Source organism: Amycolatopsis vancoresmycina (assembly GCF_000716785.1).
Lineage (GTDB): Bacteria > Actinomycetota > Actinomycetes > Mycobacteriales > Pseudonocardiaceae > Amycolatopsis > Amycolatopsis vancoresmycina.
The window spans coordinates 1-18896 of record NZ_JNYY01000026.1; the positions used below are offsets into that span (position 1 = coordinate 1).

Here is an 18896-nt window from a genome sequence, read left to right on the forward strand (position 1 = left end):
GCCACCCGCTACGCCAAACGCGCCGCCTACTACCAGGCCGAACTCACCATCGCCGCCATCGTCCTCTGGCTCCGATGACTTACAGGACAGCTCCTAGGCCGTCAGCATGGCGACCAGGCTGCCCGGCGCGTCCGGCCCGAACATGACGTCGTACAGATCGTCGTCCGCCATCTCCGCGGCCACGCGCGGGAACAGGCGCTGTTCGTACTCCGCCAGCGCCGCCTCGGCGTCGTCCGGGTGCGCGGCGATCGCCTCGCCCAGTTCCGCGCCGTCCAGCATGGCCAAGTTGGCGCCTTCGCCGTTCGGCGGCATCAGGTGGGCGGCGTCGCCGAGCAGCGTCACCCCCGGCACGCGGTCCCAGCGGTGCCCGGCGGGCAGCGTGCAGAGCCGGCGCAGGACCGGCGGGACGTCGCTGCCGGAGATCAGCGTGGTGAGCTCGGGCGCCCAGCCGCCGAACTCCTCGAGCACGCCCGCGATCACCTCCGCGGGACCGAGATCGGCGAGCCAGTCCTGCGGCTTCACCAGCTGCGCGTAGGTGTGCAGCGTCCCGCCGCCCTCCCGGTGCGCGATGATCCCCTTGCCCGGCGCCAGCGCGTACATCGATCCGGCGCCGACCGCCTTCGCGACCGCCGGGTGCCGGGTGTCGCCGTCGAACAGGAACGTCTCGACGACCGAGACGCCGACGTACTCGGGCGTGGCGCCGGACAGCAGCGGGCGCACCCGTGACCAGGCGCCGTCCGCGCCGACGAGCAGGCGGGTGACGACGGTGGTGCCGCCGGCGAAGCTCACCTCGTGGCCGCCGTCCCCGAGCGGCCGCACCGCGGTGACCTTGTGCCCCCACCGGACGGTGCCGGGCGGCAGCGAGTCCAGCAGCAGCTGCCGCAGGTCGCCGCGCGGGACCTCCGGCCGTTCGCCGGTGCCGTCGTCGGGCAGGTCGAGCAGCACGGCCCCGGTCCGGTCGAGGACCCGGTAGGACTCGCGGCCCGCGAGGATCAGTTCGCGGAACCCCGCGGTCAGGCCGGCCGCCTCGAGCGCGCGCTGGCCGTTCCCGGGGTGGATGTCGAGCAGCCCGCCCTGGCGGCGGGCGTCCGGCGCGGACTCCGCCTCGTAAACGGTGGCGGCGATGCCGTGGACGTGCAGGACGCGGGCCAGCACGAGGCCACCGAGACCGGCGCCGATGATCGTGACCGAGGTCGTCATGGTTCCTCCCGAAGAGTTTGGATTGTCGATCCAAAGTCACCGTAGCACGACTTTGGATCGCCGATCCAAACGTGCGATACTGCACGCATGGCGAACCGGACCCGGCGCACCGACGAGCTGTCCAAGGACGTGATCGTCGCGGCGGCGACCGAACTGCTCGACGAAGGCGGCGAGACCGCGCTGACGTTCCGCGCGCTGACGACCCGCCTGAGCACCGGTTACGGGGCGATCTACCACCGCGTCGCGAACAAGAGCGACCTGCTCGCGGCGGCGACCGACACCGTCATCGGCCGGGTCGTCACCGGCGCCGTGCCCGGCGCTTCCCCGCGGGAAGCGCTGCGGACCGTGGCACTCGGCTTGTTCGACGCGATCGACGAGCACCCCTGGGTCGGCGCCCAGCTCGCGCGGGAGCCGTGGCGGCCCGCACTGCTGGAGATCTACGAGCGCATCGGCGGGCTGCTCACCGCGCTCGGCGTGCCCGGGCGAGCGCTGTTCGACGCCGCGGGCGCGCTGGTGAACTACGTCCTCGGCGTCGCCGGGCAGAACGCCGCCAACGCGCGCCTCTCCGCCGAGCCCGACCGCGAAGCGTTCCTCGGCGCCATCGCCGGCCAGTGGGAACGGCTGGATCCCGAGCGCTACCCCTTCGTGCACCGGGCGGCGGCGCAGCTGCGCGACCACGACGACCGCGAGCAGTTCCTCGCCGGCATCGACATCTTCCTGGCCGGGATCGCGACCCTCCGCTAGTTCTGCCAGAGGCGGAGCTTCTCCGGGTTCCGCACCGCCCAGATCCGCCGGACCACCCCGCCCGCCACGTCGAACGCCACGACGGCCGCGACGGTACCGTCCCGTCGCGCGATCAGGCCGGGCTCCCCGTTGACCTCGGTCTCCTCGATGGCCAGCGCCCCGATCCGGCTGATCAGGCCCACGGCGTACCGCGCCACCTCCTCGCCGCCCACGACCGGGTGGCGGACCGCGCTCGCCAGGCCACCGCCGTCGGCGACGGCCGTCGCTCCCGGGTCGAGGAGGCCGACCAGCCCCCGGATGTCCTTCGCCTCCCACGCCCGCTTGAAGGCCCGGACGACGTCCGCGCGGGCGGGCGCGGGCTCCGTGGCCCGGGCCGGGCCGATCCGGCGCCGCGCGGAACCGGCCAGCTGGCGGCAGGCCGCCGGTGTCCGGCCGAGGACCGTGGCCACCTCGGCGAACGGGTAGCCGAAGACGTCGTGCAGGACGAACGCCACCCGCTCGGCCGGCGTCATCGCGTCCAGCACGACCAGGAACGCCATCGTGACCGACTCGTCCCGCGTGACGCGGTCGGCCGGATCGGCGAGCCGGCCCGCCGGCACCGGCTCGGGCAGCCACTCGCCCACGTACCGCTCCCGCCGCACCCGGGCTGAGCCGAGCAGGTCGAGGCAGATGCGGCCGGCCACCGTCGTCAGCCACGCCGCCGGCGACTCGATCGCCTCCCGCTGCGGCCCGGTCAGCGCGTACCAGCGGCCGTACGCCTCCTGGACGACGTCTTCGGCGTCGCTCACCGAGCCCAGCAGCCGGTAGGCGAGCCCGATCAGCTGCTGCCGCTCCGGCCCGATCACGGTCACCCCGTGGTCTCCTTCTCCTCAGGCTTTCCCCGCTCGCATGACGAACCGGCGCGGCCGTCCGTGACAGCCGGTGCGGTGCGCTTGTGCGTGATCACGCCCGGTGTAGTGTTTGCCGGTCCGACCGGCGTGCGTGACCGCGTGAGGTGCCATGACAGTGCGACGGTACCCAGTGGCCATCCTGCTCGTCCTCGTCGCGGCGACCCTGGTCGTGGTCAACGGCTTCGCGTTCTGGGGCGACACCTTCGCCCTCTGGGTCGACGACTCCATGCAGCTCGCCGCCGGGATCGGCGCGGCCGTCTGCGGGGTGGTGGCCGCCCGCCGCGTCCGCGGGCACCAGCGCTGGTGGCGCGTGCTAGTCGCGACCGGCATGGCCGGCTGGTCGCTCGGCCAGTGCGCCTGGTCGTGGTACCAGCTGGTCGACGGGCGCGGGCTGCCTTCGCCGTCGCTGGCCGACGTCGGCTACCTGAGCTTCCCGGTGTTCGCGCTCGCCGCCCTCTTCGTCCTCGCCCGGGCGCGGGTCCGGCCCGACCGCGAACGCTGGCAGCCCGCGCAGTGGACGGCGCACTTCGGCGTCGCGGTGGTCCTGGACGGACTGGTGGTCACCGGATCGCTGTTCATCCTCACCTGGACCGCGGCGCTCGGGCAGCTGGTCCGGGCCACCGGGCCGGCCGCGCTGACCTGGGCCGTCGCCATCGCCTACCCGCTGTCGGACCTGGTGATCGTGGTCGTCGCCGTGCTGCTGGTCGTGTTCGACCGGGTGGACCGGCCCTACCGCGCGAACCTGCTGCTGGCCGCGGTCGGGATCGTCGCGCTGGCCTGCTCGGACAGCGTCTTCGCCTACCTCGTCAGCATCGGCGCGGAGAGCATGAAGCCGTGGTCGGACGGCGGGTTCGTGCTCGGCCCGCTGTTCATCGCCTACGCGCTGCTGGTCACCCCCGGCACGCGGCGGCGCGACGACGCGGGCCAGCCGGTCGGGGTCGACTGGTGGCAGCTGGCGCTGCCGTACGTGCCGGTCATCGCCGTCGCGCTGCTGATCACCGTGCAGATCGTGGCCGGGGCCGGCCCGGACGGTGTCGAGGTGTTCGTCGGCGCGCTCGTGGTGTTCCTGGTGCTGGCCCGGCAGCTGCTTTCGCTGCTGGACAACCGGTTGCTGCTGCGCCGGGTGTACGAGGGCCAGCAGCAGCTGACCCACCAGGCCTACCACGACCCGCTGACCGGGCTGGCCAACCGCGCGCTGTTCGCCGACCGGCTGGACCGGGCCGTCGAGGCGACCGACCGGCCGCCGCTCGTGCTGATCTTCGTCGACCTGGACGACTTCAAGGAGGTCAACGACCGGTTCGGGCACGCGGGCGGCGACGTCCTGCTGCACGCCGTCGCCCAGCGGCTGCTGAGCTGCGTGCGCGCGGGCGACACCGTCGCACGGCTGGGCGGCGACGAGTTCGCGATCCTGCTGGAAGGCGAGGTCGACGCGCCGCAGGCGGTCGCCGACCGGATCCAGAGCGCGCTGCGGCGGCCGTTCGCGGTGCACGGGACGCTGGTCCCGGTCCGCGCGAGCATGGGACTGGTCGTGCCGGACCCGGCCGAGCCGCTGGTCACCTCGGACGTGCTGCTGGGCCGCGCGGACACGTCGATGTACGCGGGCAAGCGGCTCGGCAAGGACACCACGGTCGTCTACCACCCGTCGCCGGACGGGCCGCCGGACTTCCCGTCGGCCCTGCGCCGCGCGGACGGCGGCCTGCCGGAGGGGTTCGCCCTGGTGTTCCAGCCGATCGTCCGGCTGGCCGACGAGACGCCGGTGGCGGTCGAGGCGCTGGCCCGCTGGACCGCGCGGGACGGCACCGCGGTGTCGCCGGAGACGTTCGTCCGCGCCGCCGAAGGCGCCGGCCTCGGCGCGGAGCTGGACGCGCTGGTGCTGGACCTGGCCTGCCGGGAGGTCACCGCGGCCGGGATCGACCTCACGGTGCACGTGAACGTGTGCGCGAGCCGCCTCGGCGCCGCCTCGCTCGAGGAGAGCGTCGGGGCCGCGCTGGCCCGGTACGGCCTGCCGGCCGAACGCCTGATCGTCGAGATCACCGAGACGGTGCCGGTGCCGGACCTGGCCGCGGGCGCCGCGGCGATCCGCCGCCTGCAGGACCTCGGCGTGCGGGTGGCGCTCGACGACTTCGGCGCCGGGTACAGCTCGCTGACGGTCCTGCACGCGCTCCCGGTCGACCTGATCAAGCTGGACCGCGCGCTGACGACCGGCGTCCGCCCGGACCGCGACGCGGCGCTGTGCCGCTCCCTGGTCGGGCTGTGCGCCGACCTCGACGTGGCGGTGGTGGCGGAGGGCATCGAGACGGCCGAGCAGGCCGAACTGGTCACCCGGGCGGGCTGCACCACCGCCCAGGGCTACCGGTTCGGCCACCCGGCCGCGCTCTCGTCACTCCGCCTCTCGACCCTGTCCGCCGGTTGACCCCGGTGCCGCTGTCGCGAATGACTCATTCGGGACGTCGGAGGTCCCGAATGAGTCATTCGCGACGTGCTCAGGCAGGTGTCACGCCCGGCGGCAGGACGCCGAAGACGGTCGCCGTCGAGCCCGCGCCGCGGCGGTTGATCGGGCCGCCCGCCAGTACCCAGGCGCCGGTCGTCGGCAGGTTCTTGAGGTTCGCCAGGATCTCCAGGCTGATCCGGTGGCGGCGGTAGACCAACTTGGACACCGTGTACGTCTCGTCCGTGCCGACGTCCGGGCTGAACGTGTCGGTGCCCGTGCCGCCGCGGCGGCCGAGGCGCCCGGTGTCGATCAGCCACCGGACCGCCGGGATGGAGAATCCGGGCTGGTGCAGCACGCCGTCGGCGTCCGTGTTCGGGTACGCCGGGGTGCCCCACTTCGCGTCCCAGCCGGTCCACAGCACCACGACGGACTCGTCGGGGATCCGCCCGTAGCGCTTCTCCCACGCCTTGAGGTCGTCGATCGTGACGGCGTAGTCGGGGTTGGCCGCGGCCTTCGCGCGCACGTCGATCTTCACCGCGGGGCGGAACAAATCCGCCGGCTCCATGTCGTCGGCCAGCGGCTCGCCGGTGTTGAAGTGGCCGGGCGCGCCCCAGTGCGTCCCGGTGTGCTCGCCTTCGCGGACGAACTGCAGGTAGTAGCCGTCCTGCGGGATGGTGGCGATGGTCTCCAGCTCGAAGGCCGGGTCGCCGGGGAAGACGTTGGTCGTGGCGGGGTCGTTGACGTGCGACAGGTTCACCAGGTTCAGCTGGTCGAGCCGCACCGGCGGGGTCACCGGGGCCGCCTGCGCCGCCCGCCCGGACAGCGCGGTACCGAACACCCCGGCCAGGCCAGCGGCCAGCACCCTGCGTCTCATCGGCATGAGGGATCACCTTTCACCGTGCCGGGCGGAGCCCCGACTGAGCACGGTCATATCACCCGGACTGGGAAACGCCATAGAGCCTGCGCGAAGATGGTGGTCGTGGACGACGACATCGAAGACAACGCCGACAACGGCATCCTCGACCCCGAGGACACTTTGGACGACCGCGACGAACTGGCGGAGGGTTATTCACCACCGGAACGCGCGCAGGCGACCGAGGGCTGGGGCACCACCGCCCGCGAGACCGCCGAGGGCGAAAGCTGGGCGGGCCGGCTCGCCCGTGAGGTCCCCGACCTGGCCGACGACCTCGACGACGACGGTCTGGGCGACACCGAAGACACCGACGGCGAACTGATCGACGACGAGGTCGGCGACGTGCGCGCGGGCCGCCTGGTCGCGTCGGACGAAGGGTTCGGCGAGGACACCGACGAAGAGCTGTACGCCTCGGACGCCGGCCTCGACGGCGGCGCGGCTTCGGCGGAGGAAGCGGCCGTCCACGTGATCGACCCGTCGCGCCGCTGGTGAGGTGACGGGACGGCCCGGCCGTTCGAGAGAGCCGGACCGCCCCACCACCGGCCGGACCGCCCGGGAGCCGCCTCGGGGTGGCGGCCGTGGCAGGGAAAGCGATCCGGCACGCGGTCGCGGCACCGGCCACGAACCGCCCCCTCGACGATTCGTGGCGGCACCGCGCCGACTCCGTGAACGATGCCGGACCGGCCTTGCGCGAAGCTTTCCCGCGCCTTTCCGGCCATCCGTTACAGTGGGCGGCCGGGCGGGCACGGGGAGGCGGACGGCGCGGTGCGGTTCAGGCTGCTGGGCGAACTCGAGGCCCGCGTCGGCGAGCACCCGGCGGAGATCCGCCGCCCCCGCCTGCGTGGCCTGCTCGTCGCGCTGCTGACGGACCTGAACAAGGTCGTGCCCGCGGACGTCCTGGCCGAACGGATCTGGGGCGAGCAGCTGCCCGTCAACCCCCGCAACGCGCTGTACAGCTACGTCTCCCGGCTGCGGACGGCCCTCGGCGAGACCACCGTCGTCCAGCGGTCCGGCGGCTACCTGCTCACGGCCGACCCCGGCGCGGTCGACCTCCACGTCTTCCTGCGGCTGCTCGGCGAGGCCGCGGCCACCGGCGACGACCGCGAGAAGGCCGTCCTGCTGGACCGGGCCCTGGCGCTGTGGGCGGGCGAGCCGTTCCCCGGCCTCGACACGCCGTGGTTCGCCACCCTGCGCGGGAGCCTGGAGAGCCGCCGCCTCGGCGCGCAGCTGGACCTCGCCGAGATCCGGCTCCGCGGCGACCGGGCCGGCGAGCTGGTCCCCGAGCTGACGGCGCTGGCCGAGGCCCACCCGCTGGACGAACGGGTCCGCAGCAGGCTGATGCTCGCGCTGGCCGGCGCCGGCCGCGCACGTGACGCCCTGCGCGAGTTCGACCGGATGCGCCGGCTGCTCGCCGAGGAGCTCGGCACCGATCCCGGCGCCGAGCTCCGGCAGGCGCACGAACGGATCCTGCACGGCGATCCGGGGCCGCGGACCGGCACGCCGGTGCCGCAGCAGCTCCCGGCGGCGCCGGCGTCGTTCGTCGGGCGGGCCGATCTGCTGGCGGAGCTGGACGGGGCGGCCGTGACCTCGGCCATCGGCGGCGCGGGCGGGATCGGCAAGACGTCGCTGGCGCTGCACTGGGCGGCCGGGAAGCTCGCCGCGTTCCCCGACGGGCAGCTCTACGTCAACCTTCGCGGCTTCGACCCGGTCGCCGAGCCGCTGCCGGTTTCCGTGGCGGTGCGCGGATTCCTGCACGCGCTCGGCGTCGACGGTTCCGCGGTGCCGCCGGACCCCGACGCGCAGCTCGCGCTCTACCGCAGCCTGCTCGCGGGAAAGCGCATGCTGGTCGTGCTCGACAACGCGGCAGGCACGGGCCAGGTCGTCCCGCTGCTGCCCGGCAGCCCGACCTGCCGGGTGCTCGTGACCAGCCGGCACCGGCTCGGCGGCCTCGTCGCGACGCACGGCGCCCGGCCGATCTCCCTGGACGTGCTGTCCGCGCGGGAGGCGCGGGAACTGCTGGAACGGCACCTCGGCCCCGGCCGGCTCGCCGCCGAGACCGCCACCGTCGACGAGCTGGTCCGGCTCTGCGCCGGCCTCCCGCTGGCGCTGGGGATCGTGGCGGCCCGCGCGGTCACCTCGCCGGAGCTGCCGCTGGCGCTGCTGGCCGAGGAGCTGCGCGACCACGGCGCCCGGCTGGACGGGCTCGACACCGGCGAGGCCGGGCTGAGCCTGCGCACGGTGTTCTCCTGGTCCCTGCGCCACCTCGCGACGGAGGCATCGGCGTTGTTCGGCCTGCTGGCACTGGCCCCGGGGCCGGACATCGGCCTGCCGGCCGCGGCCGCGCTGGCCGGCGTCCCGCTCACCGAGACCCGGAAAGTGCTGCGGGCACTGGAGAACGCGCACCTGGTGACGCGGACGCCGAGCGGCCGGTACCGGATGCACGACCTCGTCCGGCTCTACGCGTCGGAAGAGGCCGAGCGGACGCTGCCGGAAAGCGCTCGCGAGGACGCGCTGCGGCGGGTCGCGGACTTCTACCTCCAGACCTCCTGGCACGCCAACCACGAGCTCGAGCCGCTCGGCAGCCCGATCGGGATCGCCTCGCCGCGGCCCGGGGTCGAGCCGCTGCGGTTCGCCGGCCACGTCGAGGCCCTGCGCTGGTTCACCGAAGAGCACGTCTGCCTGACCGCGAGCACCGAGCTGGCGAGGGACCGGGAGTGGCACACCGAGGTCTGGCAGCAGGTCTGGCTGCTGAACGAATTCCGGTCCCGGCAAGGGCTGCTGTCCGAGCGCGAGGCCGCCGCCCGGCTGGCGCTCGCCGCGGCCGAACGCCTCGGCGACGTTCCGGCGCAGCTCATCGCGCACCGGATCTTCGCCAGTGCCAGCATCTTCGCGGGGCACGCGGAAACCGCGCTCGAAACCCTGCCGGCCGCGCTGGTGCTGGCCGAGCGGTCCGGCGACCGGCTGCAGGAGGCCCACCTCCGGTACGTCCTCGCCGGCGCGTGGGAGTACCACTCCGCGGACTACCGGGCCGAACTGGCGCAGTGCGAGCGCATCCTCGGCCTGATCGAACCGGCCGACGACCCGCGGCTCTACGTGAAGACCCTGGACATGATGGGGTTCTGCCACTTCCAGTGGGACGACCGGCCGAGCGCCCGGAAATGGCTGAGCCGCGCGGTCGCCGTGGCCCGGGAACACCACGACATCGCCGGGGAGGCGCACGCCGTCGGCAACCTGGGCACCGTGGCGCAGCGCAGCGGCGAATGGGCCACCGCCATCGAGCTGCTGGAGCCGTGCGTCGAAGTCCTGCGCGAGATCGGGAACATCCGGCGCGAGGCGTCTTTCCTCACCGCCCTCGGCGACTGCTACCGGGGTGCCGGCCGAACGGACGACGCCCGCCGGGTCCTGCACCAGGCCCTCGACTTCTACCGGTCGAGTCACGACGATTCGCACGCCGGAGAGGTGGAGACGGCCCTCCTCGCGCTCGACGGCTGAGGAATTCAGACGGCGCTGTCGTACTCGCGGACCGCGTCGAGGTACTCCGCGATCGCGTCGCGGTTGCGCAGCAGGCACTCCGCGCGGCGGGTCATGCGGTCGCGTTCGGCTTCCAGGGTGGCGATCATCTCCGGGGTGGCGTCCGGGAAGTGGATCGCCCGCGGCTTGTCGAGGCACGGCAGGATCTGCTTGATGATCCGGGTCGGCAGCCCGGCGTCGAGCAGGCCGCGGACCTGGATCACCCGGTCGACCGCCGGCTCGTCGTAGTCGCGGTAGCCGTTCGGGCCGCGGCCTGCGATGATCAGGCCCTGCTCCTCGTAGTACCGGAGCAGGCGGCGGGACGTGCCCGTGCGCTCCGACAGCTCACCGATCCGCATGTGCGCCACCTCACGTAGACCTTCACACCGGTGTGAGGGTTCGAGCATAGCGGCATGCCGAACCTCAGCACCCGCACGCTGCCACTGACCGCCCTCCTCGCCCTGACCACCGCCGCGTTCGTCACCGTGCTCACCGAGGCGCTGCCGGCCGGGGTGCTGCCCGGGATGAGCGCCGGTCTCGGCGTCGGCGAAGCCGCGGCCGGCCAGGCCGTGACCGTCTACGCGCTCGGCACCGCGCTCACCGCGATCCCCCTCTCCGCCGCCACCGCGAGGTGGTCCCGCAAACGCTTGCTGCTGACCGGCGTGGCCGGGTTCGCCGTGGCCAACACCGTGACGACGTTGTCGGCGGACTACGCGCTGACGATGGTGGCGCGGTTCGTCGCCGGGGTGGCCGCGGGCGTCGTCTGGGCCCTGCTGGCCGGTTACGCGCGCCGGCTCGTCCCGGGCAACCAGGGCCGGGCCATCGCGATCGTGATGGCCGGCATCCCCCTGGCGCTGTCGCTCGGCATCCCGGCGGGGACGTTCCTCGGCGGCCTGCTCGGCTGGCGCTCGGCGTTCGGTGTCATGTCGGCGATCGCGGTCGCGCTGCTCGCCTGGATCGCCACGGCGGTCCCCGACCAGCCCGGGTCGGCCGGCGGCCGGACCCCGGTGCTGCGGACGCTCACCGTTCCCGGTGTCGTGCCCGTGCTGGTGGTGACGCTGGTGTTCGTGCTGGCGCACACGGTGCTCTACACGTACATCGCGACCTTCCTCGCCGCCGCCGGGCTGAGCGACGCGGTGGACGTCGTGCTGCTCGTGTTCGGCGTCGCGTCGATGGCGGGCATCGGGCTCGTCGGCGCCCGGATCGACCGCGCGCTGCGGACGCTGATGGTGGCGAGCACGCTGCTGGTCGCGGTGGCGGCGGCGCTGCTGGCGGTGTTCGCGGCCAGCACCGCGCTGGTCTACGTGGCCGTGGCGCTGTGGGGGCTCGGCTGGGGTGGCGTCCCGACGCTGCTGCAGACGGCCGCCGGGAACGCCGGCGGCGAGGCGGCGGACAACGCCCAGGCCATGCTCGTCACGCTCTGGAACGCGGCGATGGCCGCGGGCGGCGTGGCCGGCGGCCTCCTGCTCGGCGCCGCCGGGCCGGCGGCCTTCCCCTGGACGCTGCTGGTGCTCCTGCTGCCGGTGCTCGCCGTGGTGCTCGGGGCCCGGCGGCACGGGTTCCCGGCACAGTCCTAAGTGGACGAAGGGCCCGGGCGCGCTCGCGCCCGGGCCCTCCAGCTTTTCAGCAGCGGCCCGCGACGGCCCGCAGCAGTTCCGCGTTCGCGGTGTCACCGGACAGCTCCCAGGCGAACACCCCGCCGAGCCCCTGCGACTTCGCGTAACCGGCCTTCGCCGACGCCGTGTCGGGTGTGTCGTAGCTCCACCACTGCGAGCCGCACTTCGCGTACGCCGTACCGGCGATCCGGCCGTTGGCCGGGCACTTGGTCTTGAGGACCTTGTAGTCCTCGACGCCCGCCTCGTACGTGCCGGGCGCCGGGCCGGTGGCCGTGCCGCCGGGCTGCTTCTGCGTCACGCCGTCCCAGCCGCGGCCGTAGAACCCGAGGCCCAGCAGCATCTTCGCCGACGGCACGCCCTGGTGACGGAGCCGCTGGATCGCCGCGTCGGCGTAGAAGCCGGCGGTCGGGAGGCCCGGGTAGGCGCGCAGCGGCGAGTGCGGCGCGGTCGGCCCGGTCGGACTGGCCCCCGCGACGAAGTAGTCGTAGGTCATCACGTTGTACCAGTCGAGGTAGCGGCTCGCCCCGGCGTAGTCGGTGGCGTCGATCTTGCCGCCCTTCGACCCGTCCGCGGTGATCGCGGCGGTGACCAGCTGGCGCCCGAACTTCGCGCGCAACGCCTTGACCAGCCCGGTGAACGCCGTCGGCCCGCTGGTGTCGCAGGTGTTGCCGCAGGCGTTCGGGTACTCCCAGTCGATGTCGATGCCGTCGAAGACGCCCGCCCAGCGCGGGTCGTTGACGAGGTTGAAGCAGGATTCGGCGAACGCGGCCGGGTTCTTCGCCGCCTCGGTGAAGCCGGCCGACCAGGTCCAGCCGCCGAAGGACCACAGCACCTTGAGCTTCGGGTGCAGCTTCTTGAGTTCCAGGAGCTGGTTGAAGCTGCCGTGCAGGGTGCCGCTGTCGGCCTGGCCACTGACGCTCGTGGCGGCGTCGTACGGCATGTCGTGGTCGGCCCACGGGTCGCCGACCGCGCACCCGCCGCCGGTCACGTTGCCGAAGGCGTAGTTGATGTGGGTCAGCTTCGCGGCCGACCCGGACGTCTCGATGTCCTTGACGTGGTAGCCGCGGGCGTAGACGTCCCAGTCGGCGAAGTAGGCCATCACCTTGCCCGGCGCCTGCCCGGCGTCCGCGGGCGGCGCGACGACAGCGGCGCCGGCCAGCGCGAGCGCGGCGGCGGCGATGCTTTTTCTCATGCGGAGCACGGGTTTCCCTTCGCGGTCCGGCCGGGTGGACGTGCCGAGGCTAACAGGTCCAGACCACTGCGGACCAGAGCGAAATCGTGTGGACAGCGGGTTTCCCGATACCTCCGCAGCCCGGTCCGGATTCACGCGTGGGATGATCGGCCGATGACCGAGTTCGGCTGCGCCCGCTGCTCCGGCGATGACGCCCTGACCGCGCTGGCGTTCTGCACGACCCGGCTGAACAAGACCCATCGCCTGGTCGAGCGGTCCCATTTCAGCGTCTCCCTGCGCCGGTGCCCGGAATGCGGCCAGTCGTTCGCCGCGATCTTCACCGAGTTCGTCGACGGGGAAGGCGGCGAAGACGCGCAGTACTTCGACTTCGTGCCCCTCACCACGGCCGAGGTGTCCTCGCTGGCCGCGCAGGGCCCCCGCGTCGACCTGGCCGAGCTGGGCGCGCTGGGCAGCGTCCGCCGCCGGCTTTCGTCGAGCTGGCCGACCGGCGGGGAGAAGGAGATCGCCTGGCGGACGGATGCGCTGTCGGTGCGCGAGGGTCACTGACCGGCGAGCCGCAGGATCGCCGCGGCGCTGCGGTCGACGTCGGCCTCCGTCGTCAGCCAGCCGGACACCGAGATCCGCAGGTACCGGCGGCCGCGCCAGGTCGTGCCGCCCAGCCAGCAGGTGCCGTCGTCCTGCACCCTGCGGATGACCGCGTCCGTTTCGTCGCCGAAGGACACCAGGACCTGGTTGAGGACGACATCGTTGGCGATTTCCGCGCCGCCGTCGGCCAGGATCCGCGCGAAGCGGCGGGCCAGCAGGCAGCAGCGGCCGACGAGCTCGGCGACGCCGTCGCGGCCCAGCTCCCGCAGCGCCGCCCAGACGGCGAACCCGCGGGCGCGGCGCGACGACTCCAGCGTCAGGTCGCCCATGCCGGACACCTCGCCGGCGCCGGTGAGGTAGGCCGCCCGGTAGGCGATCGCCGCGGCGTGGACGCCGGGGCGGGCGCAGAAGACGAACCCCGAGTCGTACGGCACGTTCAGCCACTTGTGCCCGTCGCAGGCCCACGAATCGGCGAGCTCGACACCGTCGAGCAGCGGCCTGGTCGCCGGATTGGCCGCGGCCCACAGCCCGAAGGCGCCGTCGACGTGGATCCAGGTGTCACCCGCGGCTTCCCGGGCGGCCCGCAGGTCGTCGCAGGCGCCGGTGTTGACGTTCCCCGCCTGCAGGCAGACGATTAGCGGTCCGCTTCCGGCCGCGCACACACGCGCGAGATCCCCGACGTCGATCGCGCCCTGCGGCCCGGCCTTGACGGGCTCGACCGCCCGCGTGCCGAAGCCCAGCAACCGGAGGGCGCGGTCGATGGTGGCGTGCCGCTCTTCGCTCGCGACCACGCGGACGCGCGGGGCCCCGGTGAGGCCGTCGCGTTCGACGTCCCAGCCCGCTTCGGCCAGCACGTGGTGCCGCGCCGCGGCGAGCCCGGCGGTGTTCGCGGCCTGGCCGCCGGTGACGAACCCGGCCGAGGCACCGGACGGCAGGCCGAGCAGCTCCTTCAGCCAGCCCCCGGCGACGTCTTCGGCGGCGGCCGCGGCGGGCGAGAGGACGGCGTTGAAACCGTTCTGGTCCCAGCCGGCGGCGAGGACGTCGGCGGCCGTGGCGGCGGGCAGCGCGCCCCCGACGACGAACCCGAAGAACCGGGGCCCGGCGGTGGCGACCAGCCCCGGCTCGGCGGCACGGGCGAGCTGTTCGAGCACTTCGGACGGTGGGCTCGGGGCGTCGGGCAGCGGCCCGCCGAACCCGGCCCGCAGCGCGGCGGCGTCGACGGGACGGGCGACGGGCCGGTCGGCCAGGCCGGCCCGGTAGTCCGCGGCCAGCTCGGCGGCGCGGGCCAGGAGCGCGTGCAGTTCGTCCACGCGCCGACTCTCCCGCAACCGGTCGTGAGTGGAAAGGCGTGTTCTAACCCTCCTTGTCACTCACGACCCCCTGGCGCCGGGAACAATCGGCGGCCTTCCGGCGTAGCGTCCTGGTATGGAGACCCCGTTGAGCACCGACCGGCTCGTGATCCGGGACTGGACACCTGACGACGCCGAAGCCGCGTTCGGGATCTACGGCGCCGAGGACGTCACGCACTGGCTGACCCCGGCCATGGACCGCGTCGGCGACATCGGCGCGATGCGTGCCGTGCTGCAGGCATGGCAGGAGGCGCAGCCGAACCTGCCGCCGCCGCGCGGCCGGTGGGCGATCGAGCGCAAGGAAGACGGCGCGGTCATCGGCGGGCTCGGCATCCGGCTGCTCCCACCGTTCGAAGAGGACCTCGAGCTCAGCTGGCAGCTCAGCCCCGGCGTCTGGGGCCAGGGCTACGCGTCGGAGGCGGCGACCGCGCTGATCGAGTGGGCGTTCACCCAGGACACCGAAGAGCTGTTCGCCGTCGCGCGGCCGAACAACACGCGGGCGATCGCGGTCGCCAAGCGGCTCGGCATGCAGTGGGTCGGCGAGACCGACAAGTACTACAACCTGCGGCTGCAGGTGTACCGGATCCGGCACACCGACCTCATCGACTGACCGGCTCCAGCAGGAAAACGCGAATTTCGCGGTTCCCGGCACGCACGGCGTACCGGTCGTACGCGGGCCAGTACGCCGCCACCGCGTCCCACATCTCCTGGCGCTCGTCCCCGGTCAGGAGCCGGCCGGTGACGTCGATGGTCCGGCCGCCTCGGGACACCGTCGCCGCCGGGTGCGCCAGCAGGTTCGCCGACCAGGCCGGATGCGCCTCGCCACCCCAGTTCGAGCCGATGACGACGTACCCGCCGGCCCGCTCGACGTACAGCAGCGGCACCTGGCGGGGCTCGCCGCTGCGCCGCCCGACGGTCGTGAGCAGCAGCGTCCGCAGCCCGACCGCGGCGCCGACGCCGACCCGGCCACCGCTGATCCGCAGCAGCACCCGGTCGGCGGGCACGAGCGCCCGTCCGAGCACGGCGAACGCCCGGCTCTTGCCGAACCCGGCGAAGACACCCCGCAAACCAGCCACGGCGCGATCCTAGGTCTGGCAGGGTGGGCGATCATGACCCGCCCCGAAACCGCCGCCGAGGTCTTCGACGCACTCGGCCTCGCCTACGAGCACGCGTTCCGCACCGCGACCGCCCACCGCGCCGCGCTCACCGACCTGCTCGGCACGCTGCCACCGCAGGCCAGGGTCCTCGACCTCGGCTCCGGCACCGGGCGTCCCACGGCGGAGCTGCTGGCCGCGGCCGGCCACGACGTCACCGGCTACGACGTCGCGCCGAAGATGGTGGAGATCGCGCGGCAGCAGGTGCCCGCGGCCCGGTTCGAGCTCGGGGACATGCGTGAACTGTCCTTCGAGGACGGGACGTGGGACGCGGTCACGGCGTTCTTTTCGATGCTGCAGCTCCCGCGGAGCGACCAGGAGACGATGATCGGGCGCCTGGCGGCGTGGCTGAAGCCGGGTGGGTCGCTCGTGTTCGCCACGGTGCCGGTCGACGTCGACGGGGTCGACATCGTCTTCATGGGGCATCCGGTGCGGGCGTACTCCTTCACCGCCGGGCGGGTGAAGGAGCTGCTGGGGGCGGTGGGGCTGGAGGTGGTTCGCGCGGAGGAGGCGGAGTTCGTGCCGGACCACGCCGACGCCGGGCCGGAGCCGCACGTCTACCTGACTGCCCGCAAGCCGGGCTGAGTCGTCAAGGGGTCACCACGTCGATCACCCGATGGACATGAATTTTGCTCAACTTCGTGCGTGTCCCGGGCGGCGGACCCGAGCTAAAGTGAGGGATGGGCATCGAAGCTCTGGCCGAGCCGGTACCTCGCGAACACCGCGAGCTCGTGCGCGAGATGCTGGCCAGGCTGCCCGAGTTCGCCGACCGGCTGGCCCGGCTGCTCAGCGAGCAGGACGAGTTCTACCGGCAGGTCGAGGACGTCGCCCCCGGTGAGCTGCGGCAGGTCTGCCGGGCCAACCTCGAACGCGCCCTCACCGCGCTGGCCGAAGGCCGTGGTCTCGCGCTCGATGCCGCCCGCAAGACCGGGCTGGCCCAAGCCCGGCAGGGCATTCCGCTGCCCGCCGTGCTGCGGGCGTTCCGGATCGGCGGCACCTTCGTCTACGAAGGACTCCTCGAACTCGCCGGGCCGGAGTTCCTCAACCCCACCCGGACGATCGAGATCAACTCCTACGTCTGGAAGGCGATCGACCTCTACTCCGACGCGCTGACCACGGCGTACGAGGAGGTCGCGGCCGAGCCGTCGCACGCGAACGCGCGGCTGCTGGACGATCTGCTGCGCGGTCGGCTCGCCGGGCAGGCGGACATGGAGGCCGCCGCACGGGAACTGGGCCTGCCGACGGCGGGCATGTTCGTCGCCGTGGTCACCGAGCGGGTCGAGCCGGACGAGCACGACAGCGTCGAGGCCCTGCTGCGGGCGCGGCGCTGGCGGTCGGCGTGGCGGCCCGGCGGCGAGGCGGGCCTGGTCGCGATCGACCGCGTCGAGGACGTCCGGCGGCTGCGCGAGGTGCTGGGGTCGCTGCCGGTGGCGGCCGGGATGAGCCGGCCGTTCAGCGGGTTCCCCGACGTCCCGGACGCGCTGCACCGGGCCCGGATCGCCCGCCGCTCGCTGCCGTCCGCGACGGCCGGTGTGGTGGTGTTCGGCGACTCGCCGGTGACGACGCTGGTGGCCGCCGCGCCGGGCATGGCCCGCGACGTCGTGCGGGCGGCGCTGACCGGTGTGCTCGCGCTGCCGGACGCGGAACGGAAGGTCCTGCTGGACACGCTGCTCGCCTGGTTCGCCGGCCACGGCTCGGCCAAGGAGGCCGCGGACCGGCTGTTCGTGCACCCCAACACGGTCCGCTACCGGCTGCGCCGGGTGCAGGAGCTGACCAAGCGCGACCTCACCGACCCGGTCGACATCGGCGAGCTCTACGTCGCCTTGGAGTCGGTCCGCCTCGAACCGGAATGATCGAGTTTCGATCACTACCGATTGACTTTCGATAGATGACCCGCGATAGTCGGCGCATGGTTACCGAGAAATGGGCCGTCGCCGCGCTCCGGGTGTTCCTCGTGGTGCTCTTCGGCGTCCTCGTCGTGTTCCAGACGCTTTCGCTCCCGGGCGGGATCGCCTACCACACCCAGCAGAACCCGCACGACGCGCCGCTGCGCTGGCCGCTGACCGCCATCGCGGTGTTCCTCGTGCTGTGCGTCGAGGTGGTGCTCGTCGCCACCTGGAAGCTGCTGACGCTGGTCAAGAAGGACCGGATCTTCACGCCCGCGTCCCTGAAGTGGGTCGACGCGATCGTCTGGTCGGTGGCGGCGGCGTGGCTGGTGGTCGTCGGCATGCTCGTGTTCGTCGGCTTCAACGCGGACGACCCCGGCATGCCGATGCTGCTGTTCCTGGTGACGGTGGCGATCACCGTGCTCGGCCTGGTGCTGGTGGTCATGCGCGCCCTGCTGCGCCAGGCGACGGCGCTGCGGTCCGACCTGGAAGCGGTCATCTGATGCCGATCGTCGTGCGCATCGACGTCGAACTGGCCAAGCGCAAGATGAGCGTCGGGGAGTTCGCCGAGCAGGTCGGGCTGACGCCGGCCAACGTCGCGGTGCTGAAGAACGGCCGGGCGAAGGCGGTGCGGTTCAGCACGCTGGAGGCGATGTGCCGGGTCCTCGGCTGCCAGCCGGGCGACCTCCTGGAGTGGGTCGACGACGAAAGCTAGGCCGCGTCGGCCTCCACCAGGCGGGCCAGGTCCAGCAGCGTGCCCTCGAAGCCGGGGCCTGCCGTCAGCGCCACCGTCAGCGGACCGCCCCTGCGGTCCGTGCCGACCGGCAGGCGCACCGCCGGTTCCGTCCACTGGGGACGGTCCACACCGGCCGAGACGACCACGTCCGTGCGGGCACCGCGGTGCCGCCGGCCACCCGCGTCGAGGTCGAGGACCACGTTGCCGTGCAGGGAAAGCAGGGCGGCCACGTCCGCGACCGCGTTGCGCAGCTCGCGGTCGGCGATCGAGTCGGAGTGCGCGCCGATCGCCGGGCGCGGCGGCTCGCCGTCGCGCGCCAGGCGCGGCACGATCGCGCCGAGGTGACCGGGAGCGCAGGTGAGCACGCCGAAACCGGGCACCCCCGCCTGCGGGTCGGTGATGCTGATTCCCGCGCTCGCGGCAGCCGCCACGATCCGGGCCCGCCAGCGCGCGGTCGCCGCGATGGCGACCAGGGAAGGGTCCTGGGGCAAAAGGGAGGTACTCCTCTTCGGTCCGGCGCGGCGGCGGGTGGATCGTCCGATGGTGGGCCCGTGCCCGTTGTGCCCGGGAACAAACATGTTTGGTCGCTTGGTCCGAACGGCCGTGCCCATGCGACCTTCCGGTGGCACCGGGTGTCTGTGACCGCAGGTCACACTTTGACGCGCGGCGTGGCGCAGGCCACTATCCGGG

General features: G+C 73.3%; 19 protein-coding genes. 11 read left to right on the forward strand and 8 right to left on the reverse strand.

Annotation, left to right across the window (positions count from 1 at the left end):
- Positions 1-93: 93 nt before the first annotated feature.
- Positions 94-1200, reverse strand: coding sequence for an FAD-dependent oxidoreductase (locus tag OO60_RS39100; RefSeq protein ID WP_033263279.1), 1107 nt, complete (start codon positions 1198-1200; stop codon positions 94-96).
- Between the two features lie 87 nt (positions 1201-1287).
- Between OO60_RS39100 and OO60_RS39105 the strand changes: the two genes are divergently transcribed.
- Positions 1288-1944 (forward strand): TetR/AcrR family transcriptional regulator, encoded by a 657-nt coding sequence (locus tag OO60_RS39105; protein ID WP_033263280.1) that lies wholly within the window; start codon positions 1288-1290, stop codon positions 1942-1944.
- On the opposite strand, the gene sigJ is transcribed toward OO60_RS39105, so the two are convergent.
- Positions 1941-2795 (reverse strand): RNA polymerase sigma factor SigJ, encoded by an 855-nt coding sequence (gene sigJ / locus OO60_RS39110; protein ID WP_033263281.1) that lies wholly within the window; start codon positions 2793-2795, stop codon positions 1941-1943. The genes OO60_RS39105 and sigJ overlap by 4 nt on opposite strands.
- Before the next feature lie 148 nt (positions 2796-2943).
- On the opposite strand from sigJ, the gene OO60_RS39115 reads away from it, so the two are divergent.
- Positions 2944-5247: a putative bifunctional diguanylate cyclase/phosphodiesterase gene (locus OO60_RS39115; protein ID WP_240490949.1), complete on the forward strand. Its 2304-nt coding sequence runs from the start codon at positions 2944-2946 to the stop codon at positions 5245-5247.
- A 70-nt stretch (positions 5248-5317) separates the two neighbouring features.
- Here the strand turns inward: OO60_RS39115 and OO60_RS39120 are convergent, their stop codons facing one another.
- Positions 5318-6145 (reverse strand): cyclase family protein, encoded by an 828-nt coding sequence (locus OO60_RS39120; RefSeq protein ID WP_081656102.1) that lies wholly within the window; start codon positions 6143-6145, stop codon positions 5318-5320.
- Positions 6146-6244: 99 nt separating this feature from the next.
- Between OO60_RS39120 and OO60_RS39125 the strand changes: the two genes are divergently transcribed.
- Positions 6245-6670 (forward strand): DUF5709 domain-containing protein, encoded by a 426-nt coding sequence (locus OO60_RS39125; RefSeq protein WP_004562412.1) that lies wholly within the window; start codon positions 6245-6247, stop codon positions 6668-6670.
- Positions 6671-6943: 273 nt separating this feature from the next.
- Positions 6944-9670, forward strand: a complete 2727-nt coding sequence (locus OO60_RS39130) for an AfsR/SARP family transcriptional regulator (protein ID WP_004562414.1) — start codon at positions 6944-6946, stop codon at positions 9668-9670.
- Positions 9671-9675: 5 nt separating this feature from the next.
- Here OO60_RS39130 and OO60_RS39135 read toward each other — a convergent pair whose 3' ends face one another.
- Positions 9676-10047, reverse strand: coding sequence for a MerR family transcriptional regulator (locus tag OO60_RS39135; RefSeq protein ID WP_004562415.1), 372 nt, complete (start codon positions 10045-10047; stop codon positions 9676-9678).
- A gap of 54 nt (positions 10048-10101) precedes the next feature.
- On the opposite strand from OO60_RS39135, the gene OO60_RS39140 reads away from it, so the two are divergent.
- Positions 10102-11265: an MFS transporter gene (locus tag OO60_RS39140; RefSeq protein WP_004562416.1), complete on the forward strand. Its 1164-nt coding sequence runs from the start codon at positions 10102-10104 to the stop codon at positions 11263-11265.
- A 46-nt stretch (positions 11266-11311) separates the two neighbouring features.
- Here the strand turns inward: OO60_RS39140 and OO60_RS39145 are convergent, their stop codons facing one another.
- On the reverse strand, positions 11312-12496 hold the full coding sequence (locus OO60_RS39145) for a glycoside hydrolase family 18 protein (RefSeq protein WP_004562417.1): 1185 nt from the start codon (positions 12494-12496) through the stop codon (positions 11312-11314).
- Between the two features lie 153 nt (positions 12497-12649).
- Between OO60_RS39145 and OO60_RS39150 the strand changes: the two genes are divergently transcribed.
- Positions 12650-13042 carry a hypothetical protein gene (locus OO60_RS39150; RefSeq protein ID WP_004562418.1) on the forward strand — a complete coding sequence of 131 codons (393 nt, stop codon included), beginning with the start codon at positions 12650-12652 and terminating at the stop codon, positions 13040-13042.
- Here OO60_RS39150 and OO60_RS39155 read toward each other — a convergent pair.
- Positions 13036-14382, reverse strand: coding sequence for a pyridoxal phosphate-dependent decarboxylase family protein (locus OO60_RS39155; RefSeq protein ID WP_081911312.1), 1347 nt, complete (start codon positions 14380-14382; stop codon positions 13036-13038). The genes OO60_RS39150 and OO60_RS39155 overlap by 7 nt on opposite strands.
- Positions 14383-14506: 124 nt before the next feature.
- Here OO60_RS39155 and OO60_RS39160 point away from each other — a divergent pair, with 124 nt between their 5' ends.
- The gene (locus OO60_RS39160) at positions 14507-15040 is read left to right on the forward strand and encodes a GNAT family N-acetyltransferase (RefSeq protein WP_004559138.1); all 534 of its coding nucleotides are present in this window, start codon (positions 14507-14509) and stop codon (positions 15038-15040) included.
- Here OO60_RS39160 and OO60_RS39165 read toward each other — a convergent pair.
- Entirely contained in the window at positions 15030-15497 is a 468-nt protein-coding gene (locus OO60_RS39165) for a nitroreductase family deazaflavin-dependent oxidoreductase (protein WP_004559139.1), read from the reverse strand. The genes OO60_RS39160 and OO60_RS39165 overlap by 11 nt on opposite strands.
- 42 nt (positions 15498-15539) lie before the next feature.
- Here OO60_RS39165 and OO60_RS39170 point away from each other — a divergent pair, with 42 nt between their 5' ends.
- The 4 genes from OO60_RS39170 to OO60_RS39185 all read left to right on the forward strand — a co-directional run bounded on the left by OO60_RS39170 (position 15540) and on the right by OO60_RS39185 (position 18185).
- The gene (locus OO60_RS39170) at positions 15540-16169 is read left to right on the forward strand and encodes a class I SAM-dependent methyltransferase (RefSeq protein ID WP_004559140.1); all 630 of its coding nucleotides are present in this window, start codon (positions 15540-15542) and stop codon (positions 16167-16169) included.
- Positions 16170-16264: 95 nt separating this feature from the next.
- Complete coding sequence (locus OO60_RS39175) at positions 16265-17437, forward strand: PucR family transcriptional regulator (RefSeq protein WP_004559141.1); 1173 nt, start codon at positions 16265-16267, stop codon at positions 17435-17437.
- Between the two features lie 56 nt (positions 17438-17493).
- Positions 17494-17973: a DUF2975 domain-containing protein gene (locus tag OO60_RS39180; protein ID WP_004559142.1), complete on the forward strand. Its 480-nt coding sequence runs from the start codon at positions 17494-17496 to the stop codon at positions 17971-17973.
- Complete coding sequence (locus tag OO60_RS39185) at positions 17973-18185, forward strand: helix-turn-helix domain-containing protein (RefSeq protein WP_004559143.1); 213 nt, start codon at positions 17973-17975, stop codon at positions 18183-18185. The genes OO60_RS39180 and OO60_RS39185 overlap by 1 nt, the downstream gene beginning before the upstream one ends.
- On the opposite strand, the gene OO60_RS39190 is transcribed toward OO60_RS39185, so the two are convergent.
- On the reverse strand, positions 18182-18697 hold the full coding sequence (locus tag OO60_RS39190) for a hypothetical protein (protein ID WP_004559144.1): 516 nt from the start codon (positions 18695-18697) through the stop codon (positions 18182-18184). The genes OO60_RS39185 and OO60_RS39190 overlap by 4 nt on opposite strands.
- Positions 18698-18896: the final 199 nt, after the last annotated feature.